At 40.1% G+C, this 24837-nt stretch carries 24 protein-coding genes; 8 read left to right on the forward strand and 16 right to left on the reverse strand.

The annotated features are described in order from the left end of the window. Positions 1-574: 574 nt before the first annotated feature. The 4 genes from MKZ05_RS10060 to MKZ05_RS10075 form a co-directional block, all read right to left on the reverse strand. Positions 575-766 carry a hypothetical protein gene (locus tag MKZ05_RS10060; protein ID WP_050943875.1) on the reverse strand — a complete coding sequence of 64 codons (192 nt, stop codon included), beginning with the start codon at positions 764-766 and terminating at the stop codon, positions 575-577. Positions 767-838: 72 nt separating this feature from the next. Beyond that, the gene (locus MKZ05_RS10065) at positions 839-2263 is read right to left on the reverse strand and encodes an NAD-dependent succinate-semialdehyde dehydrogenase (RefSeq protein WP_050943980.1); all 1425 of its coding nucleotides are present in this window, start codon (positions 2261-2263) and stop codon (positions 839-841) included. Positions 2264-2400: 137 nt separating this feature from the next. Next, positions 2401-3579: an iron-containing alcohol dehydrogenase gene (locus MKZ05_RS10070; RefSeq protein WP_050943874.1), complete on the reverse strand. Its 1179-nt coding sequence runs from the start codon at positions 3577-3579 to the stop codon at positions 2401-2403. 84 nt (positions 3580-3663) lie between these two features. After that, positions 3664-4995 carry an MFS transporter gene (locus MKZ05_RS10075; RefSeq protein ID WP_050943873.1) on the reverse strand — a complete coding sequence of 444 codons (1332 nt, stop codon included), beginning with the start codon at positions 4993-4995 and terminating at the stop codon, positions 3664-3666. Between the two features lie 287 nt (positions 4996-5282). Here MKZ05_RS10075 and MKZ05_RS10080 point away from each other — a divergent pair, with 287 nt between their 5' ends. The 4 genes from MKZ05_RS10080 to MKZ05_RS10095 all read left to right on the forward strand — a co-directional run bounded on the left by MKZ05_RS10080 (position 5283) and on the right by MKZ05_RS10095 (position 10455). Further along, positions 5283-5990 carry a FadR/GntR family transcriptional regulator gene (locus tag MKZ05_RS10080; protein WP_050943872.1) on the forward strand — a complete coding sequence of 236 codons (708 nt, stop codon included), beginning with the start codon at positions 5283-5285 and terminating at the stop codon, positions 5988-5990. Between the two features lie 23 nt (positions 5991-6013). Then, complete coding sequence (locus MKZ05_RS10085) at positions 6014-7423, forward strand: FAD-linked oxidase C-terminal domain-containing protein (protein ID WP_050943871.1); 1410 nt, start codon at positions 6014-6016, stop codon at positions 7421-7423. Position 7424: 1 nt separating this feature from the next. Beyond that, complete coding sequence (locus tag MKZ05_RS10090) at positions 7425-8729, forward strand: (Fe-S)-binding protein (RefSeq protein ID WP_050943870.1); 1305 nt, start codon at positions 7425-7427, stop codon at positions 8727-8729. Between the two features lie 607 nt (positions 8730-9336). Continuing rightward, the gene (locus tag MKZ05_RS10095) at positions 9337-10455 is read left to right on the forward strand and encodes an NADH-dependent flavin oxidoreductase (protein WP_268458300.1); all 1119 of its coding nucleotides are present in this window, start codon (positions 9337-9339) and stop codon (positions 10453-10455) included. A gap of 52 nt (positions 10456-10507) precedes the next feature. Here MKZ05_RS10095 and MKZ05_RS10100 read toward each other — a convergent pair whose 3' ends face one another. Then, entirely contained in the window at positions 10508-11014 is a 507-nt protein-coding gene (locus MKZ05_RS10100) for a PTS glucose transporter subunit IIA (protein WP_003216086.1), read from the reverse strand. A 167-nt stretch (positions 11015-11181) separates the two neighbouring features. On the opposite strand from MKZ05_RS10100, the gene MKZ05_RS10105 reads away from it, so the two are divergent. After that, complete coding sequence (locus tag MKZ05_RS10105) at positions 11182-11601, forward strand: Hsp20/alpha crystallin family protein (RefSeq protein ID WP_003215994.1); 420 nt, start codon at positions 11182-11184, stop codon at positions 11599-11601. 20 nt (positions 11602-11621) lie between these two features. Here MKZ05_RS10105 and MKZ05_RS10110 read toward each other — a convergent pair whose 3' ends face one another. The 3 genes from MKZ05_RS10110 to MKZ05_RS10120 form a co-directional block, all read right to left on the reverse strand. Further along, positions 11622-12074, reverse strand: coding sequence for a YppG family protein (locus MKZ05_RS10110; protein WP_137055056.1), 453 nt, complete (start codon positions 12072-12074; stop codon positions 11622-11624). Positions 12075-12180: 106 nt separating this feature from the next. Further along, positions 12181-12561 carry a YppE family protein gene (locus MKZ05_RS10115; protein ID WP_339159990.1) on the reverse strand — a complete coding sequence of 127 codons (381 nt, stop codon included), beginning with the start codon at positions 12559-12561 and terminating at the stop codon, positions 12181-12183. 48 nt (positions 12562-12609) lie between these two features. Continuing rightward, positions 12610-12843: a DUF5446 family protein gene (locus tag MKZ05_RS10120; RefSeq protein WP_223251159.1), complete on the reverse strand. Its 234-nt coding sequence runs from the start codon at positions 12841-12843 to the stop codon at positions 12610-12612. Between the two features lie 196 nt (positions 12844-13039). Between MKZ05_RS10120 and sspM the strand changes: the two genes are divergently transcribed. After that, entirely contained in the window at positions 13040-13144 is a 105-nt protein-coding gene (gene sspM, locus MKZ05_RS10125) for an acid-soluble spore protein SspM (RefSeq protein ID WP_012010346.1), read from the forward strand. Positions 13145-13167: 23 nt separating this feature from the next. Here the strand turns inward: sspM and MKZ05_RS10130 are convergent, their stop codons facing one another. Next, the gene (locus MKZ05_RS10130) at positions 13168-14124 is read right to left on the reverse strand and encodes a DUF2515 domain-containing protein (protein WP_050943865.1); all 957 of its coding nucleotides are present in this window, start codon (positions 14122-14124) and stop codon (positions 13168-13170) included. A 46-nt stretch (positions 14125-14170) separates the two neighbouring features. Between MKZ05_RS10130 and recU the strand changes: the two genes are divergently transcribed. Both recU and MKZ05_RS10140 read left to right on the forward strand, forming a co-directional pair. Then, a complete protein-coding gene (gene recU / locus MKZ05_RS10135; protein ID WP_044141132.1) occupies positions 14171-14782 on the forward strand; it encodes a Holliday junction resolvase RecU in 612 nt (203 codons plus the stop codon). A gap of 43 nt (positions 14783-14825) precedes the next feature. After that, positions 14826-17540 (forward strand): PBP1A family penicillin-binding protein, encoded by a 2715-nt coding sequence (locus tag MKZ05_RS10140; RefSeq protein ID WP_137055053.1) that lies wholly within the window; start codon positions 14826-14828, stop codon positions 17538-17540. Positions 17541-17774: 234 nt separating this feature from the next. Here the strand turns inward: MKZ05_RS10140 and MKZ05_RS10145 are convergent, their stop codons facing one another. From MKZ05_RS10145 to dinG, 7 genes are all read right to left on the reverse strand, one after another. After that, complete coding sequence (locus tag MKZ05_RS10145) at positions 17775-18284, reverse strand: YpoC family protein (protein ID WP_003215857.1); 510 nt, start codon at positions 18282-18284, stop codon at positions 17775-17777. After that, positions 18281-18943, reverse strand: coding sequence for an endonuclease III (nth, locus tag MKZ05_RS10150; protein WP_012010351.1), 663 nt, complete (start codon positions 18941-18943; stop codon positions 18281-18283). The genes MKZ05_RS10145 and nth overlap by 4 nt, the downstream gene beginning before the upstream one ends. Positions 18944-18960: 17 nt before the next feature. After that, entirely contained in the window at positions 18961-19665 is a 705-nt protein-coding gene (locus tag MKZ05_RS10155; protein ID WP_034661036.1) for a DnaD domain-containing protein, read from the reverse strand. Between the two features lie 98 nt (positions 19666-19763). Continuing rightward, positions 19764-21056, reverse strand: a complete 1293-nt coding sequence (gene asnS, locus MKZ05_RS10160) for an asparagine--tRNA ligase (protein WP_088001079.1) — start codon at positions 21054-21056, stop codon at positions 19764-19766. Between the two features lie 115 nt (positions 21057-21171). Further along, a complete protein-coding gene (gene tseB / locus MKZ05_RS10165) occupies positions 21172-21657 on the reverse strand; it encodes a cell wall elongation/penicillin-binding protein regulator TseB (RefSeq protein ID WP_050943862.1) in 486 nt (161 codons plus the stop codon). Between the two features lie 12 nt (positions 21658-21669). Continuing rightward, positions 21670-21840, reverse strand: a complete 171-nt coding sequence (locus MKZ05_RS10170) for a YpmA family protein (RefSeq protein WP_003215469.1) — start codon at positions 21838-21840, stop codon at positions 21670-21672. Positions 21841-21972: 132 nt separating this feature from the next. Beyond that, entirely contained in the window at positions 21973-24765 is a 2793-nt protein-coding gene (dinG, locus tag MKZ05_RS10175) for an ATP-dependent DNA helicase DinG (RefSeq protein WP_137055052.1), read from the reverse strand. Between the last annotated feature and the right edge of the window lie 72 nt (positions 24766-24837).

Consider the following 24837-nt stretch of genomic DNA (forward strand, 5'->3'; position numbering starts at 1 on the left):
TCAATACTTTTTTAACTGGTATGCTCAAAATCAACCGTTCTGAGCTCTTTTAAATGCCTTGTTGCGCTTTCTTGATCCCGATGAGGCAGAGTATCATGTAGCACAACTCAAAGAGGTTCTCCGTCAGCTATGACACGAAGCTCGTATTGTTGCTGTTGTACGCTGTACTGCCTCTATTATATGGCGAGAGTTTCATTGGACGAGCCGATATTATCGGGGAGAGAAAAACTGGAACACTCGTTGTTAAAAACATCTGGTCCGAGAACGGTATGAAGCAAATAAACAATTGCAACCAGCTGAACAGTTGTTTCCAAAAGTTTGAACAGGTGAGACAATTTGGCAGAGTCTACGAACTGATATTTCATGTATGTGTATAAGGATAATTAAGTTGCGCCCCTTATCCTAAATTTCAAAGCTACACTTATCGTGTAATTTTCTCTTCTGTTTGCCTACTCGTTCTTTTTGCCATGTTCACAATAAAAAACCGTATTTAAGATCATTATGATCTTAAATACGGTTACAATCAAAGAACTTTATTATCCGAAAACAGGAGAACTCTTTCGGATATCATCCATTAAAGAGTTTGACTTCTTTCCTCTAATTTATTAGAGGTTACTGCCAACTGATCCGTACTCTTTGTAACTGTTTGTAGCGCATTACTCGATTGATCTGCTGAAACCACCGTCTGCTTCACACGCGCAGCAGCCTGCTCAGTTCCTATTGCAATTTCCTCATTTATTTTGCTAACATTTTCACTATCATTCATAAGAATTTCTCAGAAGTATCTTGAATATTGATCGTTACAATGTTTTTTTATTATTCGTCATTACACCATTTTTTATTTAATACCCATGGAAATATATTTTTCTTCTAAGTATTCGTCCAGCCCTTGATGTCCGCCTTCACGCCCCATTCCACTCTCTTTAATTCCTCCAAATGGAGCTTGAGCAACTGCAGGAACTGCATCGTTCATACCAATAATCCCGAATTCTAGAGCTTCAGAAACTCTGACGGATCGACTAAAATTTTCTGTATAGAAATACGCAGCTAAACCATATTCTGTCGAATTTGCATATCGAACGACTTCTTCTTCTGTCTCGAATGGAATAATTGGAGCAACTGGCCCAAATGTTTCCTCACTCGTAATAAGCATGTTTGAATTTACTTCACCCAAAATGGTAGGTTCATAAAACAACCCCTCAGACAATTCACCTTTAAGGCGTTGTCCGCCATAAAGAAGGCGAGCTCCTTTAGAAACAGCATCATTTACATGCTCTTCCACTTTCTCTAAACTTTCGGGACTTACCAAGGGTCCAACTTGTACACTTGGATCAATACTATTCCCAACTTTAAGAGCTTTCACTTTTTCTACAAAAAGTTCTGAAAACTTATCTATAACAGAGCTTTGGACATAGATTCGATTTGCACATACGCACGTTTGCCCTGTATTTCTAAATTTACTTTCAACCGCACCTGTAGCAGCAGCTTCTAAATCAGCATCTTCAAAAACAATAAATGGTGCATGTCCACCAAGTTCCAATGACAACCGCTTCAATTGTGCAGCAGACTTGGTCACTAATAATTTCCCAACCTCAGTAGATCCTGTAAATGAAATCTTTCTAACTGTTGGGTTTTCAAAAATTTCATCAGAAATTGGGCCTGAAGCACCTGTTACGATGTTTACAACTCCTTTTGGCACTCCTGCCATTTCTACCAATTTTCCAAACGCAATCGCACTAATAGGAGATTGTCCAGCTGGTTTCACGACAGATGTACACCCAGCTGCCATCGCAGGACCTACTTTTCTAGTCATCATGGCTAAAGGGAAATTCCATGGAGTAATTGCTGCAACGACACCAATTGGCTGGCGGATAACCATTAACCTTTTGTTAACAGCAGAAGCAGGAATCGTTTCTCCATAAATCCTTCTTCCTTCTTCAGCAAACCATTGTAAATAACTAGCTGCAAAAGCTACTTCTCCTTTTGCCTCCGTAAAAGGTTTTCCCATTTCCAAACTGATGATTTCTGCTAATTGATCTTGATATTCATGCATAAGATCATACAACTTCAGTAAATAGTGAGCACGTTCGTTTGCCGTTAATTTGGACCAGGATTTAAAAGCATGATCTGCAGCTTCAATCGCCAGCTTTGTCTCTTGATGCCCCCCTTTTGGAGCTTGAGCAATAATTTGACCAGTTGATGGGTTTGTTATTGAAAATGTTTTTCCATCTAATGCAGCTGTCCATTCACCATTGACATACATTTTTAATTTCTCTAATTCAACTAAAGAATTGACTTTTAACAAAAAAATTCCCCCTTAAATAAATTATCTTCAAGCACTGATATAAAATCTAAATTTCAGGCGTCTAGTTTGTCATTACACTTGCAATCTTTTGTAGATTACATCTCATCTAACGCACCATAATATGCTTTTTCAATAATCAAGTGAATATCTTCAGCCTTTGTCAGTCTAGGGTTTCTTAATACATTACCACTTCTCATCGAATCGGTTACTAATTTTGGTAAATAATCAAGTGAAACACCCAAATCTTTTATATTAAGAGGGATATTCATCGACTGATTCATTTGGATAACAATTTCAATTGCTTTTTCTGCTGCCAATCGAGTAGATAATCCGCTAACATCTACTCCTAAAGCAATTGCGATATCTTTATACTGTTCTGCACACGCTGGTAAATTATATTTCATTACGAACGGCAATAATGCAGCATTTGCAATACCATGAGGAATATTAAAAACTCCACCAAACGTATGAGATATGGCATGGACATTTCCCAAAAGTGATTGAGAAAATGCCACCCCTGCTATCATTGAGCCAACAAGCATTTTCTCCCTGCTTTCTATATCTGTTCCAACAAAATAAGTCTTAGTTAAATTTTCACCAATCATTTTTATAGCCTGTATAGCAAATCCTTGACTAACAGGACTAGCAGATTTAGATGTATATGATTCTATCGCGTGTGTTAGCGCATCCATCCCTGTTGCTGCTGTAATCCCTTGTGGGAGATGCAATGTAAGAGCAGGGTCTAATATAGCTAAAATTGGAAATAACTTCGGACTAATCACTGCCAATTTAAATAATGTATCTTTATTCGTAACAACGGTCGAGGCTGTTACTTCGCTTCCTGTTCCTGCTGTAGTGGGAATGGCTATGATAGGTAGAGGCGGTATGGTGATTTTTCCTACCCCTTCATAATCAAAGATATGACCAGGGTTAGTAGCCATTGCGGCTATCCCCTTCGCTGTATCGATGCTACTACCACCACCGACAGCTAATACAGCCTCGCTTTTATGCTGTTTAAGACAGTTTGTTCCTTTATGAATCGTATCATCTGATGGATTTGGCTCTATCTCATCATATATTTCATATTCCAAATGAACAGCCTGAAGTGACTTCTCAATCCCTTCTAAAAGATTAGCTGAACGTATACCTTTATCTGTAACGATCAGTACTCTCTTAATCCCTAATTCACTAATCATTTCTCCCGTTTTATTTGAAATTCCGTTGCCACATTCTACTCGCGTGGGCATAAAATATGTGTATGGCATTAAAGACATTGTTAACAACTCCCCATAAGTAATCATTTTGAGTTTAGTAAAACTCATTCTTCAAATCTATTGAACTTGAATCAAACGAAAAGATTATTGATTTGTTGAGATATGTGAATTATCTTGTGAAACTTTTAATTGGCTTTTTCGCATTGCAAACAACAGAGCGCTAGCTACTAGCAAAGATCCACTTAAGAAGAACAATGCAACACTTACATTTCCTGTGGCATCTTGAATCATCCCAATACCATAAGGTCCAACGAATCCACTTAAATTTCCAATTGAATTAATAACAGCAATTCCTACAGCAGCAGCTGAAGTACTTAAAAATTGAGTTGCCAAAGACCAAAAAGGCCCATAGAAACTGTACATGCCTGATACAGCTATAACCATAAATGCAATTGAAAGAAACGGATTTGAGGTCATTCCAGATGCAAACAGTCCTAATGAGCCCACAATCAACGGAATAGCCGCATGAATACGTCTCTCTCCTGAACGGTCAGAACGACGAGACCAGATATTCATTACAATGGCTCCTGCGATATAAGGAATCATTGTAAGTAATCCAATTTGCACATTAGTTAGGACTTCCGAAAGAGATTTAATAATTTGAGGTAGCCAAAAGCCTACACCATATATACCAATGTTAAACATAAAGTAAATTATTGCTAGATACCATACTCGTGGATTAGTTAAGGTTTGTTTGTGTCCAACTAGTTTTTTGTCAGCATCTACCTTTGCTTTTTCTACTCTTTCTTTCTCCAATTCAGCTATTAACCATTGTTTCTCCTCGCTCGAAAGCCATTTTGCTTGGTCTGGTCTATTCGTTAAATAAAATAACGTCACAATCCCTAAAATAACAGCTGGTACGCCTTCAAGAACGAACATCCAACGCCATCCATCAAGCCCCATCCATTGGATGTTATCCATAATCCATGTAGAAAGTGGAGCCCCAATAATGTACGAAATAGCAATAGCTGTCATAAACATAGCAATTGTTTTTGCTCTCTCTTTTGCTCTAAACCAATAAGTTAAATACAAAATAACTCCCGGAAAGAATCCCGCTTCTAATGCACCGAGTACAAAACGTAAAATATACAAATGTGTAGCATTTTGAACGAATCCAGTTAAAACAACTACAATCCCCCAAGTTATAAGAATTCGTGCAATCCATTTTTTTGCTCCGAACTTCTCTAACATGATATTACTCGGCACTTCACACAAAAAATAACTTATAAAGAAGATACCAGAAGCAATTCCAAACATCTGACTCGTTAGTCCTAATGCTTGATTCATTTCTAAAGCAGCATAACCTAAATTTGCCCTATCAAGGAACGCAACAATATAGAGAATAATTAAAAATGGTACGAGTCGTCTAGTGACTTTTCGAGTTGTTTGCTTTTCTAATGAAACTGCATTGTTCATACCCATTCCTCCTAATGTATAAAAGCGTGTAAGTATTGAAATGATGAACTTCAATATATATAAAGTGGAGTAAGCCACGAACTTTAAAATATTCAGATTTGTAAGTGCTTTCATTTCAGTTCGAAAACATTGAAAGCAATGCTTAAATTGTCGCAATTTGAAAATTTGTATTACAACTATTGCAAAACCTAGTAAGTTTGTTTATCATTTTATACATAAATGAACGTTTTGTAAATTTAAAATTTAAAATTCATCATACAAATTAAAATTTTATGGAGGATGGTATCGTGTCTCAAAAAGAAAAAGTTTCGCAGATAATTGCTCGTAAATTATTAACTATGATTGAAAATGGAGAGTTTCCTCCAGGTTCAAAGCTGCCAACCGAAATGGAACTAACTGAACAATTTGGAGTAAGCAGAGTTCCAATTCGAGAAGCATTAAGCATGCTTCGTGCTGCAGGTGTCATTTATTCACGTCAAGGTGGGGGAAGTTACGTAGAAGATTCTGCCAATTCAACATTACTTCAAAGAATTCATATCGAAACTGATGATATTGACAATATTAAATATCTCTTTGAAATGAGAAAAGTGCTAGAGCCTGAAGTTGCTTACTTAGCTGCCCTCCGTCGCACGCCAAAACAACTTGAAAACATGAAAAGAATATTAGACGAATGGGAGAAAAAATCAATCGAGAATACTACAACTGCTAGAAAGGAAGATATAGATTTTCATAACTCTATTACTTTAGCTACACAAAATCCTATTATGATTCAAACACAAAATAACCTAGCTTCCCTTTATGAAAAAACATTACAAATTACTCTTCGCCCAAATACAGAGTTAAAACTTAAAAGAGAAGCTGTCTACAAAGAACATCGAGATATTTTGCTTGCAATCGAAGCAGAAGAGCCTGAGTTAGCTAAAGTTCTGTCTATGATTCATTTGAAAAATGCAGAAGAGAAAATAAGCTTGTTTATAAAAGATTACACTTTATAGCAAAACGAGAGGATGAGGATTAAATGAAAGTAGTGACCGATTATCATATAGAGAACATCGAAGCAATCATAAAAACGGGGAGAATACTCATAGATGAAAGTGATCGTTTTAGTTATTCATTCGATGGTTCTTTTGGAACCTATTTACCCGATATCGTCATTCAGACTAAAAGCGTAGACGAATTAGCCTCCCTTGTGAAGTTTGCTAATTGCGAAAAAATACCTGTTTGCCCACGAGGTCAGGCAACGAGCCTAAGTGGAGGTCCTCTTCCTGTTAAAGGAGGGATTGTCATAGATTTATCTATTATGAACGATTTGCTTGAAATTCATGAAGAAGATCTTATTGCAATTGTTTCTCCAGGTGTGTTGACATCAGACATTCATAAAGCTGCCGAACAAAAAGGACTCATGTATCCACCGGATCCAAGCAGTTCTCACGTTTCTACGATTGCTGGTAATTTAGCAGAAAATTCAGGTGGCCCAAGAGGACTGAAGTATGGCGTGACAAAAGATTATGTCATTGGTCTTGAAATCATTACCCCGGAAGGAGAAATCATCAAAACCGGCGGTAAAACAGTAAAGAATGTTACCGGTTACGATTTAACGAAACTCATTGTGGGTTCAGAAGGAACACTTGGTATTATAACAAAAGCAATATTGAGACTCATTCCTAAACCACAGGCCAGTGGGACCATCATGGCCATTTTTGATAACCTTGTTGATGCTGGAAGTGCCATTTCCAAAATTCTTTCTTCCGGTATTTTGCCATCTAAAATGGAGCTAATGGATCAGTCTTCTATTGTAGCAGTCGAGAATTTTGAACCTCTTGGTTTACCCACTGACGCAGCAGCACTTATATTAATTGAACTTGACGGCCACCCCCTCTCTCTGAAAGAAGAAATGGAACAAGCGGCTGTATTATGCCGTACTGTAGGGGCGAGAGAAGTAACAATTCCAAAGAATAAAGCCGAAGAAACAGAGCTTTGGAAAGCTCGTAAGCTTGTATCACCAGCCATCGCACGGATTAAGCCAACTAAAATCTCTGAGGATGCTACCGTCCCTCGAAGTAAAATACCTGAAATGTGTGAAAGATTACTGAACATACGTGATAAATACGGTATTCACCTTGTTGTGTTTGGTCATGCTGGTGATGGTAATCTTCATCCGAATATTATTTGTGATAAAACAGATCAGGAAGAAATGATTCGTGTTGAACAAGCTGTTGCAGAAATTTTTACGGCTGCTGTTGAGCTTGGTGGGACACTTTCAGGTGAGCATGGGATTGGAACGATGAAAGCACCGTTTATGGAAATGGAACTCGGTGCAGTTGGACTTGATATGATGAAACGTATAAAAAAAGCATGGGACCCGAACAATATTATGAATCCTGGTAAGATATTCCCTGAGCCAGGACAAAAATTGGAGTTGAGATAACATGACGGTACCACTTAATGAATTAAGAGAAGAACTTCAGTATGACAAAACAAAAAATTGTGTTCAGTGTGGCTATTGTTTACCTGTATGCCCAACATATGTAACTTTCGGTACAGAAACTCACTCACCTCGTGGTCGGATTAATCTAGTAAAGATGGTTGGTGAAGGAAAGATTACAGATTTATCCGTTCTTGAAGAACCACTTAATTTGTGTTTGGGCTGCCGGGCGTGTGAGACAGCTTGTCCCACAGGTGTAGAATATGGTTCGATCCTAGAAGCGGCACGTGCAGCAATTGTAAAACGTAAAAAATTTTCCTTACCAGTACGTCTATTACGAAAAGTGATGCTGAAAAAAGTCATTCCGAACAAAAAGATGATGAATGTAGCTGGTCATTCTATCTGGCTATACAAAACAAGTGGATTACAAAAAGCTGCCCGGGCGTCTGGCATTATGAAAAATACCCCATATAACTTAGGCGAATTTGAGTCGATTATTCCTACTCCTACTTCCCCTATAGAGCGTAGTCGAGCATCAACCGAAGTGAAGGCAAAGCTAAAAGCAAAATATACTGTTGCATTTTTTACTGGCTGTATTATGGACTCTATGTTCCACACTATAAATCAACTATCTATAAAGTTACTTTCAGAAGTAGGCTGTGATGTTGTGGTGGTTCCGAAACAAACCTGCTGCGGAGCACTACAAGCTCATACTGGAGAAATGGACGAAGCACGTCACCTAGCAAAGCAAAATATTCTCGCATTTGAACAAATAAATGCCGATTTTATAGTAAATAATGCAGGAGGTTGCGGCGCCCAGCTTTATGAGTACGGACATTTACTTTCGAATGACGAAGAGTGGGCCGAAAAAGCTGCTGCTTTCTCTGCTAAATCAAGAGATATAAGCCAGGTACTTGTCGCTTGCGGTGGTTTGCCAGACTTACAGCCCCGTCATGGCGAAAGGGTGACCTATCAGCACTCCTGTCATATGACCAATGTTCAGAAAGTAAATCAAGAACCTTTGGAATTATTGAAAAGTATCCCTGGAATACAATTTATCGAAATGGAGCAAGCAAATATGTGCTGCGGATCAGCAGGCATTTATAATATCGTAAATTATGATGCTTCCATGCAGATTCTTGATGAAAAAATGAAGCATACGAAAGCTACAAACGCAACCGTTGTCATCACAACCAATCCAGGTTGCCTATTGCAGATGAAACTTGGTATAGAACGTGAAGGTCTCTCTCATTCTATGCGTGCCCTGCATCTAATTGAATATTTAGCGGAAGCCTCTGGGATCTCATGAGCTTCTCTCTCACTATTTGATCATGATCAATTCCAAAAACAAAAGAAGATTGAAATGATTTCATCCCAAGCCCCTTCTAAGTTCTTTCTTTTTTAAAGAATGAACCTCTCTCTATTTCTTACTGTATGAAACCCACTTTTTGTGGGTTTCATTTCAGAATAAAGCCATGACGAATCAACAAACATAGGAAAGTTCTCCCTGCATGCTATGGGCATCTTCATCTCCTAATTGATTTCCGATCATCCCCACCCTGCCATGACACGCTCATTGGCTTCTTTTTGATGTATATAGAGCTCACTCACGTCCTTTTTTCTAACACGACTTTTATCTTTCAGCGACCTGCTGCGAAATTATCGATGTCTTTGCGGTGTTCTCATTTATTTCATGCCAATGTACAACTTGTTCATCTGCTTTTAATTCATCAATAAGATCAGTCATTATTTTCCTTTCCATTACGTTCCACCTCTTAATTCTAGTGCACCGATTATTTGTTTGCATGACCAGACGACAATTTTTGAAATGTTTTTCTGAGCAAATTATTTGTTTGCATGTAACCATATCAATTACACTTCAGAAGAGAAAACATTTCAAGAAAGAAGGAAATCGTATGAAAAAAGATTTTGAGCCATTATTTGAACCATTTACGTTTCCAGGAGGTGCGTCTATTAATGGCCGGTTAGTCGTTGCGCCAATGACACACTTCGGTTCTCACGAGGATGGCACTATTTCTAAAGAGGAAATTGATTTCATTACAGCTAGATCTAGTGATATGGGCATGGTGATCACAGCATGTGCAAACGTGACTCCAGATGGTAAGGCATTTGAAGGACAGCCTTCTATTGCAAGAGATGAAGATATACCCGGCCTGAAAAAACTAGCTTCTGCGATTCAGGCAAAGGGAACAAAAGCCATCATTCAAATTCATCACGGCGGCTCTCAGGCTCTCCCTCACTTAGTTCCAAATGGTGATGTGGTTGCGCCAAGTGACGTGTTTAAAGATGGAAAACAGATTGCACGCGCTTTAAAAGAAGAGGAAATTGTCCATATCATTGACTCTTTTAAAGAAGCGGCAAGACGAGCGGTCGAAGCAGGATTTGACGGCGTGGAAATCCACGGTGCAAACGGTTATCTATTACAGCAATTTTACTCTCCGCATAGCAACCAGCGGACAGATCAGTGGGGAGGAAATGAAGAAAAGCGGCTAGCTTTCCCTATCGCTGTTGTGGATGCAGTGAAAGAAGCAATTGAAAAGCATGCGAAAAAACCGTTTATCTTTGGATATCGATTATCCCCTGAAGAACCAGAAACGCCTGGTTTAACGATGACAGAGACGTTTACCTTAGTCGATGTTCTTAAAACTAAAAACCTTGATTATTTGCATATCTCTTTAATGGAGATTGACTCTAAAGCAAGACGCGGTGCAGATACGGATAAGACGCGTATGGAGCTGCTAAAAGATCGTTGCGGCGATAACCTTCCGCTCATCGGTGTAGGCAGCGTCATTACAGCCGAAGATGCACTAAGTGCCTATAACCAAGGAATTCCGCTTATCGCTGTCGCACGTGAGCTAATCGTCGACCCAGATTGGGCAAAGAAGATTAAAGAAGGCAGAGAAAGCGAGATTGAAACTGTTATTAAACGCAGCCAAAAAGATCAATATTTGATTCCAGAAGGATTGTGGTCTGTTATGGAAGCAAGTCAAGGCTGGGTTCCGATGGAAGATTAATGTCATCAAAAAAACTACCCTCAAACGATTGGGTAGTTTTTTTGTGTCCTGATTATTTTAATTTAACGGTAAAAAGCTTAGATGTCTGTTTTTCAACAGATCCCTTTGGTTCTTTATCGAGATGCTCGATCAAGTCACCATTCATAATGACAATCGGTGTCACTGTACTTGCCGCTTTCTCTTCAATCAGTTCTAAATCACACGTAATGAGAGGGTCACCGATCTTCACTTTATCGCCCTCTTTGATGTGCGCTTCAAATCCTTCACCATTTAATCCCACTGTTTCAAGTCCGATATGAATCAGAAGCTCAAGCCCTGAGAGTGTTCGAATGCCAATTGCATGTTTTGTATGGAAGAGCTGGATGATTTCACCCTCTACTGGTGACACAATCGTGCCACTATTTGGTTTGACTGCTACGCCGTCTCCCATCATCTTTTGAGAAAAAACAGGGTCTGGTACATCCGTCATATCCATTAACTCTCCATCAGCTGGAGAATAAATGATTTCTTCTTTTACATCATCTTGGTTTTTCCCGAAACCGAATAATTTTTTCAGCAATGTCAATTGCTCCCTTCAAGCTTTGCTTCTATATCTATTCCGTGTATGAAACGCTGCGCTCATACACCTTGCTTCATTCAACACTATTTAATCATAATTTTTTCCTCTCATCAATTGATAACCGCCTGAGTCCTTTCTGCATAGGCTGTAGATGAGAGGTGATTCAAATGGAACATGAAGGCGAAAAGAAACATGAATTGCTGGCAAATGAAGATATTCTCTATGAAGCGATTGAACAATTTTTCGCATCCTCCCCGTTTCATGAGATATTAAATAGTGCGGAGGCACTCATGACCACATCGCATTCACTTGCATCGATTACGACCGATGTGACAGAGGATGAGCAGTTTGTGTATATCGCAATCCAATTTCCCGACCATTTTGTCGAAGGCGATATCGCACTAGAAGTAAAAGCCCAATATTTACACTTATCCGTACAGGAAACAATTAAAACGGATACAACTTCCTCGTATTCGAGCTTTACAAAAACCATTTTAATGCCGGCAAAAATAGATGAAACGAACATGAAAAGCGTGTGGAAAGATCAAACGCTTCGTGTGACGGCACCAAAGCAAAGAGCCCAATAGATCCTTCTATTGGGTTTTAACTATGCTTTAAAAATGCTCGTAAATCCTTTCGCTAATGAGCCTACTTGATTCATCGTACTCATCATTTGCCCAGCTGTATCAAACATTTTGTTAAAGTCGAATTGTCCATTCGTTTTTTTGAATTGCGATAGCACACTTTTAAATTGAGATGATTGCTGTTTTTGCGGTCTTGGCAAAGGATAAGGGTTCATAGGCTGCTGCATGGGCATCATGCCTGGTGGCTGCATCTGGGGTTGATTGATCGCTTCGGGCGGCTGAAAAGGCGGCACATTTTCTTGATATCCATAAGGCGGCTGATAGACAGCAGGTGATGCCTGGCTCATTCCACCTTGATGTGGCGGCATGAAATATTCTGGAGGCTGCGGAGGCTGCTGCTGCATTTCTGGATACGGAAATGGCCCTTGATTGAATGGATTGAATTCATACGGCTGCTGGTTTGAATAAGGGATCATATATCTCGCTCCTCTCGCTCTCAGCGCATAGTCTTGTCACTCACATATTATGACGAAAAGCAGAAGATGTGCCTAAAGCAGCCATAAGAAAAACGCAGCGATGTCTTCAGCTGCGCTTGTTGATTTCTTCTATTAAAAGGTTCAGTGTGTAAACCACTGACTCAACTAAATTTTTCACACGGGGTGCATGCTGTTTGCCAAAATAAGATTGCAGGACAACCTCTTTCCCATTTTCTTTGACGGCTTCAAGCTGTTCTTCGTGTAAATATCTAGGCTTCGCCAGATGAATAAACGAGATTGCAGCAGTGAGCCACTCTTCCATTTTCTGATCAAATGACTCAACGGCCGGCTGAATTTCTGTGTGAAAATCATATGCGGGGTATTCCTCTTCAGCCTTTCCCTTTTGGTACTGCTCATACGCCTCTTCGATCCATATTCTCAGCTCTTGTGTATGTTCAAGTAATGTTTGATTATCCAAAGTGTTCACCTCTATGAACCATCCTATCAAACGTTTACTTATTGCTCAAATAGAAAGCTACCCTGCGTGGTATGCCGGTCTTGCCGCCAGTTGATACTCAGCTGCGTGAATCTTCACTTCACAGTCCTTTACTTCTGATTCAAGCCTGTCTATCATTTGTTCTTGCTCCTCTATGGCTGCACGTGTTGTTTCGTTCACAGCAAGAGACAGCTCTTCTTCCACCGCATCAATTTTTCGCTCGATTTCCTCTAATAACTGCAAAATGGATTCTTTTGATACAAATTCGCTCATCATCAGATTCCTCCTTTATCGTCTCTCGTTACATTCTCTTTTCTTTCACACCCTCCTTCACACATGACAAAACTAGAAGCAAATCGCCAATCTAAGTGTAGATGAGCGCTATTTCTTCCTTTTCGACATATGCTTGTCCTTCTTTGTATGATTGCGTCCGATTGTGTAAATTCTAAGGACAAAGGAGGTAGATTTCATGAAAAAGCAGCCAGCACCAAAAGAGCAAAAGCCAAAAGGGAAAGAAAACAGTACAGATCAGCTTGATAAAAAGCTCGGCGGTCCTAATCGACCATCCACGTAAAAAAAGCAGGTACCCCCTGCTTTTTATTTATGCAAAAAATAGTGCTCTAATGAGAAAAGAAAACGAAGCTGTCTTTTTTTATGAAAATACCAGTCGGTCAGCTCAATTTGTTTTGGCAATGTCTCTGCATCAAACAAAGATGAGCTCAATTTCTTTTGAAACCAATCTTCTCTTTGATCGTCTAATGAATGTGTCATCACTGGATAAACAGTTCGAAGAAAAGGTGTTGACCTTCTAGCGATCCCTAAAAACGGCTCAAAATCAAACCGTGATCCGGTATGCGGAACAGTATGCAAAAAATGATAAAAATCCGAAAATAAATCGGCCCGAAATAATAGTTTCGCTAGTTTTTTCCCTAATGAAATACGCTCCTTTACGTGGGAAAACTTCCGTATGGTTAACCCGTACAAATGCCCGTCCACCGTTGGAAAAACAACGGTTTGAAAATGTCCCCACTCACTAAACAGATATTGAATCGAGTGAAAAACATTCTTTTTCAGTAGAGGATTTTGTATAATAGGAGATTGTATAGTATATTGTTCATTTATGATGAGTGCATAAAGCAGGCGCTCTGTGTCACGCTTTAGCCAAAAACGTTCCCACTCAGTGCTCATAAAACGAGATACAGAAAAATACGGAAGCAGATGGAACAAGGGTTTGCCGCACCGCTTAGACCATTCATACAAAAGAAGCTGAGGGTAAGCATCCGAAAAGATCAGCCAATTCGCTCTTTCATATGCTGTGAAAAAAAGGTGCCCCTCTTGATCTGTTAAACCTGGATGGAAGAGCTCGCCCTTTAGATCCGTCATAGACCATCCAGCATTTCTCGAGACAAAGGAAGCAAGCAGCGACCATTTCATCTCTGGATGACGATCATAAAAGCGCTTGTAAGCATTTGTCCTCGTCAGGTTGTCTTTATTTTTCACTTTCGTTTCACGCAATATATGCTGAGTGATGATGTACTCTTCTTGTGACAACATAGGTATCTCTCCAATACAAAATGCATTAAAAGGAGGCTGAAACTTGATGATTCGGTATCCAAACGGAAAATCGTATCAGCCCATTCAACCAATTGGGACAAAAAAAAGAATCAGCGGCGAATCCTCTTATAGTAACCGCGGGATGACGCTTGAGGCTGACTTAAATGAAACCAACCAGTACTATTTGGTCAATGGGATCGCAGTCATTCATAAAAAGCCTACCCCCGTTCAGATTGTGAATGTGGATTATCCAAAAAGAAGCGCTGCTGTGATCAAAGAAGCCTATTTTAAGCAATCATCCACAACAGACTATAATGGAGTGTACAAAGGGCGCTATATCGATTTTGAAGCAAAGGAGACCAAAAGCACCACCTCGTTTCCGCTCAAAAATTTCCACGACCATCAAATTGAGCATATGAAACAGGTTGAAAAGCAAGGCGGTATTTGTTTCGTTATTATATCCGCATTTGGCTCCGTTTATTATTTGCCCGCTTCAGATCTCTTCTTCTTCTGGGAGCGGCAGAAGCTAAACGGCCGGAAATCCATTAGTAAAGATGAATTAATGGAAGCCGGCCACTTAATGACACTTGGATATTCGCCAAGAATTGATTATATTAAAGTAGTGGAGACACTTCATTTTTCGGATGAAAGTGAGTAGCAATGACGTTCGAAAAAGGTTTAACACGAAAGGTTGAGATGTGATGTCTGATCAATTTACAAGTCGTGAACAGCGACGTAAAGCAAGTCAAGAAAACAATAAGAAGCAAAAGAACAAAAAAGGCAAAAAGAAAGCAGGTCTATTTAAAAAAATATTTTTATCTTTACTCGTGATCGGTCTTCTTTGTGTAGTGGCCGGAATCACAACTTTTGCCGTTTTTGCATCGAGCGCTCCTTCAATTGATGATAGTAAGCTCAAAACACCGTATTCTTCAAAGCTTTATGACATAGACAAGAAAGTGTTTGCAGAAGTCGGTGCGGAAAAAAGAACGTATGTCTCGATTAAAGATATACCCGATGTGGTAAAAGAAGCATTTATCGCAACGGAAGATGCACGTTTTTATAAACACCACGGGATTGACCCAATCCGTATTGGCGGTGCCCTTGTCGCAAACGTCGAGGACGGTTTTGGAGCTGAAGGTGGAAGTACAATTACACAGCAAGTTGTGAAAAACACTCTACTTAACAATCAAAAAACGTTAAAACGTAAAGTACAGGAAGTATGGCTCTCGATTCAGCTTGAGCAAAAGTACTCTAAAGATGAAATTTTAGAAATGTATTTAAACCGCATTTTCTTCTCACCTTATGCTTACGGTGTTGGGAAAGCGGCTGAACAATTTTTCGGCGTGACAGATTTAAATAAACTAACGGTTGCACAGGCTGCCACACTTGCAGGTATGCCGCAGAGTCCTTCTGCTTATAACCCAGTGAAAAATCCTGAGGCAGCGGAAAAACGCCGCAATATCGTGCTAGGGCTCATGAAAAAACAAGGCTACATTTCAGAGAAAGACTATGAAGTTGCAAAAGCAACCCCTGTCAGCAAAACTGTCATCCCTGCTGATAAATATAAGAGCCAGAACTCAAGTAAGTATTCTGCTTATATTGAAGAAGTCATGGAAGAAGTACAGAAAAAAGCCAAAGTGGATGTATCAACTGATGGACTAAAAATCTATACATCACTTGATCGAAAAGCTCAGGATCACCTAGATGATATTATCAATGGAGATTCAGTTGGATTTACGAAAGGTATGCAGGCAGGTGTTACTCTGCTTGATACGAAAAATGGTGAAATTCGCGCTATTGGCGGTGGACGTGATGTACCAGCCGGCGGCTTTAACTATGCGACTGATGCAAAACGTCAGCCAGGTTCAACAATCAAACCAATTTTAGATTACGGTCCAGTCATTGAAAACAAAAAATGGTCAACGTACCAGCAAATTGATGATGCGCCGTATACGTACTCAAACGGTACACCAATTAATAACTTTGACAGAAGACATTTAGGGAAAATGTCGATGAGAAGTGCTTTGGCACAATCACGAAACATCCCTGCCCTAAAGGCTTTCCAAGAAGCTGGCACAGACAATGCCGTTCAATTCGCCAATAACTTAGGTATGGACTTACCGTCTGACATTCCTGAGTCTTACTCAATCGGTGGATTTGACGATGGCGTGTCCTCTCTAAAAATGGCTGGGGCCTTTAGTGCATTCGGTAATAATGGATATTATAACGAACCGCATGCTGTCAAGTCTGTTGAATTTAATGACGGTACAAAGCTTGACCTAACGCCAGATTCCAAAGCGGCTATGAGTGATTACACAGCCTTTATGGTCACAGATATGCTGAAAACTGCTGTCCAATCTGGAACTGGGACACTTGCACAAGTACCGAACGTTCAAGTAGCTGGTAAAACAGGTACAACGAACTTTACACAAGATGATATCAATAAATACAATATTCCTTCTGGCGGTGCGAAAGATTCGTGGTTTGTTGGTTATACGCCGCAATATACAGCAGCCGTTTGGACTGGGATCGGTAACTCAAAAGATGCGGACGGCAAAATGTGGCTCACAGATTATGAGCAACGTGTTGCCAAAATCGTCTTCCAGCGATTAATTTCTCAAATTGATGATGGAAGCGGCTCATTTGAAAAACCAGACAGTGTCGTAGAAGCTACGGTTGAAAAAGGATCGGATCCAGCGAAATTGGCCGGACCAAATACACCTAGTGAGAAGAAGACAACAGAATACTTTGTAAAAGGTACGGTTCCGACAAAAGTGTCTGACACATATGAGAAAAAAGAAGCTGATAAGCCTTCTGATTTAAAAGCAGTGTATGATGAAGAGAAAAAATCCATCACACTGACTTGGGGCTATGATAACGACGCAGATGCTACATTTAATGTAAAACAAGCGGTTGATAACGGCGGCTATAAAGAGATTCAAAACAGTTCTGCTAAAGAAGCGGTCATCTCTGATGTAAAGCCTGGCTCTACTTATAAATTCCAAGTGACAGCCACTGTAGAGGATGTCACAAGTAAAGCAGCTTCTACCTTCCTCACCATCAAAGATGATGAAGATAAGGAAGAAAAAGCAGATGATGAGAACAAAGAAGAAGAAGAACCGCAGCAGCCTGACGACGAGCAGACAGACCAGACTGACGATAACAAAAATCAACCCCCAGGCACTGATGAGCAAAAGCCAGATGATAAAAAAGATCCAGACAAAGATAAGGATCAGGATCAAGGCGGAAATACGGAAAACGGAAATAATGGTTCTTCCGATGATGGCTCAGACAGTACAAATGGGAACGGCAATTCACAAACTGACAATAAAGATAAAAAGAAAGATGATGCGAAAACGAACTCTCAAAACTCAAGTTCGCAATCAACTTCTCCTAATCGAAAAGAAAATGAATAATGAAAAAGCACTTGCCTATATGGCAAGTGCTTTTATTGTTGACAAAGTGCTAAAATGATGTTTATTTTAGCACTTTGTCTTCTTTTCAGCGTGATAGAAAACCTTTGAAGTCTAGGAAGGGCGAGCACTGGCGCGGAGCGAATTGAACATTCGTGAGCACTAGCGCGCAGACCTGACAACGAATGCGAGGGTTTGTCTACACGCTGAGCACTTGCCTATATGGCAAGTGCTTTTTTAACGGTTTTGTCTGATTTTTTTAAGTGCTTCATATTTTCCATACTGCTTTTTTAGTTCTGTGTATAGCTCGTCTAGTTGAATGAAGCAGTGATATTGAGTCGGTTTTACCAATATGAACTCTAAACGTTCTGTCCAATTAATAGGAGCAACAGGAAATGTCTCTTGCTTAATATGTTCCCAATCAAGCGTTTGCAGTCTCTCCCCTTTGATCCAGTAAAACATCGCAATCATACTGACAATCCCTTGAAGCATATCATCTTCTTCACACCGGGACTTTCTTGTTTGAAAACGAGGAAGCATTTTTTCTTTTAATTCATTCCACAGTTCGAACATCACAGGAACAAATTCTTCTGTTTTCTGCCATGGAAGTTCATCTCTTAAAGGTTCTGAAGATAGATCATATGCGAGTGGATGCTCTCTAAGGATGTCTACTCGATCGCCTTTCATCTCTACCTTTTTCCCTTTTAGTTTTTCGACATATGAGGAAAAAACAACTGCCCCGCTCATGCCAGCTTCACCAATCCTTTTTTCAGCCTCTTCTGCCCTTCTCTACACATATCAAGAAGCGGACAAGATTCGCACTGCGGACGTTGCGCTTTGCAGTGATATCTGCCAAAAAAGATCAGGCGGTGATGCGTCACAGACCAATCTTCTTCTGGCACTTTTTTCATTAAGGTTTGTTCTACTTCGAGAACAGAATCCTTCCAGCGGCAGATTCCCAGTCTCTTGCTAACACGTTCTACATGTGTATCCACTGCAATTGCCGGCACCCCAAAAGCGACCGAAACAACGACATTTGCTGTTTTCCGGCCCACCCCAGGAAGCTTCACAAGCTCGTCCCGATCCTTTGGCACTTCGCCGCCATATTCTTCAATCAGCATTTTGCTCAACTTTTGAATGTTTTTGGCTTTATTTCGATAAAGGCCAATCGAACGAATATCTTGCTGCAATTCTTCAAGCGGTACACTTAAATAGTCTTCTGGTGTTTTATATTTTTGAAATAACGTTTTGGTCACTTTGTTGACAAGCACGTCTGTACACTGCGCAGAGAGTGCTACAGCGATCACAAGTTCAAATGGATTCGAATGAACAAGCTCACACTCGGCCTCTGGAAACATATCTCCTATAATATCTAAACATTCATTGATTTGTTTTTTTGATAACATGACTTCTCCTTCATTGGTTATTGTTCCAGCCAATTATAAAAAGGAACTTGTCGCTTATATGTTGACGTCTCTTCTTTTGATGGTGGCGCTTTTTGCTGAGAACGGAAATGCTGGCTATGCTCTTTTGCTTCTTCCGCTGTTTTTAGCCCTTTCTTTTTCCACTCAAACAGAATTCGGTCGATATAACGGAAATTTAATTTTCCTGATAAAACCGCTTCTCTTAATGCTAGGCGAATCATTTCAGCATCATGATGGTCTTGATCCATCCAGATCGAGAGTGTTTCTCCTTCAAGAGGAGAGAGCGGTCTGCCAAATTCATCTTCAAATAAAGCATATAAAGACTTTTCAGCCTGTACGTGAAGTTTTTGACCTTCCTTCGCTTGTTTTGCCTCTAAAAAGTCATACAGCACGCCCCATAAAGGCTCTACTGAGTAACGGTCATGCTGAATACCAGACCCGTCTTCAAACGGCTGAATCGAAATAAATCCTTTTTGAATTAAATGCTGAACCATATACGCACACTCTTCAGCTGAAATGGTCATGCCATGGGATAGCTCTTCAAATGTTTGAAAGAACACACCTTGTTCTTCATTCATTTTAATCTTAAGCATCACCATCATTTGTGATTCATTCAGTCCTAACTGCTCATAATGAGCAATCAGCAAATTAGGCAAACTGGTCGAACCCATTTGCTGCATATTAATAAATTGCTGCCTATTCATCGGATACACCTCTTCACTTTAAGTATATCACGTTTTATTTCACGTGCCCCTTCAAAAAACGTTTGAAAAAGCCTCCATATGTTGGAGGCTTTCACGTCTTAAGGATATAAACGGTTTAATAATCTTGGGAAAGGAATGGTTTCACGCACATGCGGCGCTCCACTAATCCAAGCAACAGTACGTTCAAGTCCAAGACCAAAACCTGAATGCGGTACAGAACCATATTGTCTTAATTCTGTGTACCATTTGTATGTTTCTTGATCTAGCCCATGTTCTTTCAATCTTGCTTCAAGCAGCTCTAGATCATGGACACGCTCAGAACCGCCAATGATCTCTCCGTAGCCTTCTGGTGCAATCAAGTCTGCACAAAGAACAACATCATCACGATCTGGTGCAGGCTGCATGTAAAATGGTTTTAATGATGTTGGATAATGAGTGATAAACACTGGTTTATCGTAGCTTTCAGCGATCGCTGTTTCGTGAGGTGCGCCGAAGTCATCTCCCCATTCAATATCGTCAAAGCCTTTTTCTTGCAAGAATTTAATTGCTTCATCGTAAGTGATGCGCGGGAATGGTGCTTTGATATTTTCTAATTTTGCTGTATCACGGCCAAGTGTATGCAGTTCCACTTTACAGTTTTCAAGTACACTTTGAACCACATGAGTCACATAATTTTCTTGGTACTCAAGGTTTTCATTAAATTCGACAAAAGCCATCTCAGGCTCGATCATCCAAAACTCAATTAAATGACGTTTAGTTTTAGATTTTTCAGCTCTAAATGTTGGGCCGAATGAGAATACTTTTCCGAGTGCCATTGCCGCAGCTTCCATGTATAGTTGTCCACTTTGAGAAAGGTACGCATCTTCATCAAAATATTTCGTCGCAAACAGCTCCGTTGTGCCCTCAGGTGCACTTCCAGTTAAAATTGGCGGATCTACTTTCACGAAGCCTTCTTGATGGAAGAACTCATATGTAGCACGAATGATTTCGTTACGAATTTTCATAATGGCATGCTGCTTTTTAGAACGAAGCCATAAATGACGGTGATCCATTAAGAATTCTGTTCCATGCTCTTTTGGTGTAATTGGGTAGTCAGTTGCTTCGTGAATCACTTCAATGGATTTCACTTGCAATTCAAAACCAAGAGGTGAACGCTCGTCTTTTGTTACTTGTCCTGTCACATAGACAGATGTTTCTTGAGTGACCGATTTCGCAAGCTTAAAGACTTCCTCTTCCACTTCTGCTTTTACTACGACTCCTTGAATAAAGCCTGTCCCGTCACGCAGCTGCAAGAATGCAATTTTACCGCTTGAACGTTTATTGGCAATCCATGCGCCGATGGTTACATCTTCATCGACATGTTTGAACACTTGATTAATCGTTGTTTTCAACATAATTCCCTCCAAAGCCAGAAAGAAACTCACCTTTTCGATAGGTGTGATTCTTTTTTCATACATTTTATTATAACCGTTCTAAATCAGCATGGTCAACGCAAGACAGGAGAAACTATGGTGTTACATTTTTTTCCACATGTCCTGTTGAGAAGTCGACATAGCTAAAGCTGTATTGATTGTTTTCATTTAAGTACGTCACTTCCCAAAGGAGTACGTCACCTTCTCTTGCTAATTGAACGTCCTTTAGCTTAGAGACTGTGTTCTCCTTTTGAACAGCTTGTACTGCTTGATTTGAGGTAATACCGTCTTTTGCTTTTTTTGCAATCACTTTTTCTTTTTTGCTGGCAGGTACCCAAACATAGGTTGTTTCGTTTTGTTTGTTTTTCCCTTCAACAATAAATTGTTTTTCTTTTCCGACAAAGGTTTCTACTTGCTCCACTTGTACGATGTTTGCTTGTTTTTTTGCTCGTTCAATCGCCGCCTCATGACCTTGTTCCTTTTGCCCCATGGCAATCTGATAAATCCACGTAAAGCTGATGATGCCAATGAGCAAAACGAGAGCCACAACGGATGAAATGATCCAAACTATTTTTTTCATGTCAAGCTTCCCCTATGTGCGATATATTGTAAATATCGCTTGATTTTGATCTTCTTGATCTAATGCCAATCCAAACATGAGATCTTCTCTTTTAAGCGTTCTGTTCAATAAGTCAACAATTTTATACAGGTCCTCTGAATGCTTAATGTGAACAGTTGAAAGTACCTCTATTTTACTTTCCACTTCTAATTCCTCCTCGGTACGTAAATATTGTTAGTCATACTTTTCGGCGCAGGAACCGATACTATTTTTACAACGGAACACAAAAAGCCGTTACGATAAATTAACTCCAAACCCACACCAGCTAAAGGCCGCTTATGACAGCGGCTTTTCGTTGTTGAGTTTCTCTATATACGCCTCAAGTGATTCTTTTGACATCTCGTGGACTGGCGCATGAGGGAGTGATTCTAAAAATAGCTTTCCATATGACGCGGTTTTCACTCGGCGGTCTAAAATGAGCAATGTCCCTATGTCTTTTTCAGAGCGCAGCAAGCGTCCTGCACCTTGTTTAAAGGTTAACACAGCTTCTGGGAGTGCAACGGCTTTAAACGGGTTCTTTCCCTGTTTTTTAGCGGCATCACATTTTGCTTCAATGAGCGGTGAATCAGGCGGCCGAAACGGGAGGCGTGCCATAATGACTGTTGTCAGCTCTGATCCTGGAAAATCGACACCTTCCCAAAAACTACCCGTACCAAGTAAAATCGCATGTTTTGCTAATTTGAACATCTTCGTTAATTTAACAGGGCTACCGCCCGTCAGACCTTGAGCAAAAAGGGCGGCTTGCATCCCTTCTGTTTTCAGTTCATCATACACTGCTTTTAACATCTCATGTGAATTAAATAACACCAATATTTTCGCTTGATGCTGCTTTTCCATCATCTTAATGTACCGTACTGATTGCTTTACATAGTCGCGCTCATCACGGTTCGTAATCGGCGGCATATCAGCTGGTACGATAACCTTGAGCTGTTTTTCAAGTTCAAACGGTGACTCAATCTGTACAAGATGCGGATAAAAATCCTGCAGACCAAATCGTTCTAAGCAATAATCAAAGCGACCATTGATTGTGAGTGTCCCTGATGTGAGGACAACACTTTTTTTGTTCATAAAAAATCGATCCGCTAAAAGCTCTCCAGTATCTAGCGGCTGTGCATGCATAAAGACAGCATTTTTGGCACCTTTTGCATCAATCTCAATCCAAACCGTTTCATCGTTTTTCGGTTCAAAAATGAATCGGTACAGCGTACTGCAAAATGTGTGCATAAACGACATCACTTGATCGTATTCCTCTGCTTCAAACGCAAAGTGCTCTGTCAACTGATCACTTTTTTGAAGAAGCTCGCTTTTTTGCTGCTCATACAGCTTTTCACAAGCAATTAACAAAGAACAAAGCTTACTTGCCGTCTCTTTAATCCGTTTCCACTGCGCATGCTTCGAATGATGACGGACTCTATGAATGAGACGATTGATGTCTGCTTTTGGTTTTGTCCTTTTGACAAAAGAATGAACGGTACTAAAGAAGGCGTCACTTTCCATTTGAAGCTGATGAAGATACTCATCCATTTCGATAAAGGTGTCCGTCTGTAAGCCGGCACCGTGAAATCTCTTTTTGAGCTTCTTTAACAGACCGCCCTGCATGGAGCCAAGCTGCGTTAATTTCGCATGAAGCTGAATATACGACGCACTATCCCCTAGCGTTTCATTGGCTGTTTTCTCAAATTGGTGAGCCTCGTCAATCACATATACGTCAGCATGCTGAAAGATAGATGATGCTTCCGTTTGTGATAAGAGCAGGCGATGATTCGTTAAAATTAAATCAGCTGTTTTGGCCCTTCTTTTCGCACGCTCATAAAAGCAGTATTCTTTAAAGCGGCGCTTTTTCGATGTAAACGGCATGTGCACACACGAAATCCGGTCTTTTATATTGGCAGCTCCCGACGGTAAATTTAGTTCAGATAAATCACCCGTTTCTGTCACAAGGAGCCACATTAATATTTGCGCCTTCGTTAAGACCACATCATAATTATCATCTTCCTCATGCAGCACATGCTCAAACTTATCTAAGCAAATATAATGCGCCCGACCTTTGAATACACAGGCTGCTGGCTCAAATGGAAGCAATTGATTTAAAATAGGCACATCACGCTGAAGCATTTGCTGCTGCAAAAGAATGGAATATGTACTAATAATGACAGGTTTTCCTGATTTCTTTGCTTCTAATGCAGCTGGTATGAGGTATGCAAGCGTTTTTCCAATACCTGGTGCCGCTTCAATTAAAGCATAAGCTCTTTCATGAAACACATCTCTCACTTTATTCATCATCTTGAGCTGGCCTTCTCTTACTTCATAGCCTTCCACTGTGTGGGGAAGCTTCTTTTTGATCTCCTCAAATAGCTGTTCATCGTCTTCCCCTACTGAATCTGTCGTATCCTTTTCAGAATTGGTGACATCTTTAACAGCAAAAGAGCCGACTTCTACCAAAGAATCTTCGCGGCTAGCATCACTCGTTTCAAGCTGCTGGATTAAAAGTCCTATATCACTTAAGAGATAAGAGGATAATCTGCGCAGCTGCTTTAGCACATTTGGCGGTGTATGTGTTAATTGATGGAGTAAGGTTAAAAATAACATGGCAGTAACTTCCGCATCACTATCCGCCCTGTGCGGGTGGTCATGTGGAAGCATGAGCTCTTCGCTTAATTCAGTGAGCTTATAGCCTTCAAGCTCTGGATAAAGAATTCTAGAAATTTCAACTGTATCAATCGCTAGCACATCCAGCTCATTTTTCCCGCATGCTTTTAGTTCATCATTTAAAAAATTCAAGTCAAAATGAACATTGTGCGCAACAAAATAAGCGCCTTGAATGAGATCATACACCTCTTGGGCAATGTCCTCAAAAAACACTGCATCGTCTACCATATGCTGCTGAATGCCTGTCAGCTGTTCAATAAATCCAGGGATCACTTTTCCCGGGTTCACATATTTTGAATACCGTTCGACAATTTGTCCATTTTCAATGACCACCGCAGCAATTTGAATGATTTTATCACCCTTTTTAGGTGAATTTCCGGTGGTTTCAATATCAACGACAACAAACCTTTGATCGGCCATAAAATGGACACCTCAATTCCTCGTTCCACTCGAAGTGAAACACGCTCTGGGCAAAAATAGCTGAAACAGAAC

This window comes from Bacillus sp. FSL M8-0277 (assembly GCF_037975305.1).
Classification (GTDB): domain Bacteria; phylum Bacillota; class Bacilli; order Bacillales; family Bacillaceae; genus Bacillus; species Bacillus pumilus.

What these genes read in the sequence shown, in the direction of transcription:
- MKZ05_RS10085 (WP_050943871.1), top strand. Translation starts at nt 6,014, where the DNA reads ATGAAAGTAGTGACCGATTATCATATAGAGAACATCGAAGCAATCATA.
- MKZ05_RS10110 (WP_137055056.1), bottom strand. Translation starts at nt 12,074, where the DNA reads ATGATCCCTTATTCAAACCAGCAGCCGTATGAATTCAATCCATTCAAT.
- MKZ05_RS10060 (WP_050943875.1), bottom strand. Translation starts at nt 766, where the DNA reads ATGAATGATAGTGAAAATGTTAGCAAAATAAATGAGGAAATTGCAATA.
- sspM (WP_012010346.1), top strand. Translation starts at nt 13,040, where the DNA reads ATGAAAAAGCAGCCAGCACCAAAAGAGCAAAAGCCAAAAGGGAAAGAA.
- nth (WP_012010351.1), bottom strand. Translation starts at nt 18,943, where the DNA reads ATGTTATCAAAAAAACAAATCAATGAATGTTTAGATATTATAGGAGAT.
- MKZ05_RS10120 (WP_223251159.1), bottom strand. Translation starts at nt 12,843, where the DNA reads ATGAGCGAATTTGTATCAAAAGAATCCATTTTGCAGTTATTAGAGGAA.
- MKZ05_RS10130 (WP_050943865.1), bottom strand. Translation starts at nt 14,124, where the DNA reads ATGTTGTCACAAGAAGAGTACATCATCACTCAGCATATATTGCGTGAA.
- MKZ05_RS10075 (WP_050943873.1), bottom strand. Translation starts at nt 4,995, where the DNA reads ATGAACAATGCAGTTTCATTAGAAAAGCAAACAACTCGAAAAGTCACT.
- MKZ05_RS10095 (WP_268458300.1), top strand. Translation starts at nt 9,337, where the DNA reads ATGAAAAAAGATTTTGAGCCATTATTTGAACCATTTACGTTTCCAGGA.
- MKZ05_RS10140 (WP_137055053.1), top strand. Translation starts at nt 14,826, where the DNA reads ATGTCTGATCAATTTACAAGTCGTGAACAGCGACGTAAAGCAAGTCAA.
- recU (WP_044141132.1), top strand. Translation starts at nt 14,171, where the DNA reads ATGATTCGGTATCCAAACGGAAAATCGTATCAGCCCATTCAACCAATT.
- MKZ05_RS10105 (WP_003215994.1), top strand. Translation starts at nt 11,182, where the DNA reads ATGGAACATGAAGGCGAAAAGAAACATGAATTGCTGGCAAATGAAGAT.
- tseB (WP_050943862.1), bottom strand. Translation starts at nt 21,657, where the DNA reads ATGAAAAAAATAGTTTGGATCATTTCATCCGTTGTGGCTCTCGTTTTG.
- MKZ05_RS10145 (WP_003215857.1), bottom strand. Translation starts at nt 18,284, where the DNA reads ATGAGCGGGGCAGTTGTTTTTTCCTCATATGTCGAAAAACTAAAAGGG.
- MKZ05_RS10090 (WP_050943870.1), top strand. Translation starts at nt 7,425, where the DNA reads ATGACGGTACCACTTAATGAATTAAGAGAAGAACTTCAGTATGACAAA.
- dinG (WP_137055052.1), bottom strand. Translation starts at nt 24,765, where the DNA reads ATGGCCGATCAAAGGTTTGTTGTCGTTGATATTGAAACCACCGGAAAT.
- MKZ05_RS10065 (WP_050943980.1), bottom strand. Translation starts at nt 2,263, where the DNA reads ATGTATGTCAATGGTGAATGGACAGCTGCATTAGATGGAAAAACATTT.
- MKZ05_RS10155 (WP_034661036.1), bottom strand. Translation starts at nt 19,665, where the DNA reads ATGAATAGGCAGCAATTTATTAATATGCAGCAAATGGGTTCGACCAGT.
- MKZ05_RS10070 (WP_050943874.1), bottom strand. Translation starts at nt 3,579, where the DNA reads ATGTCTTTAATGCCATACACATATTTTATGCCCACGCGAGTAGAATGT.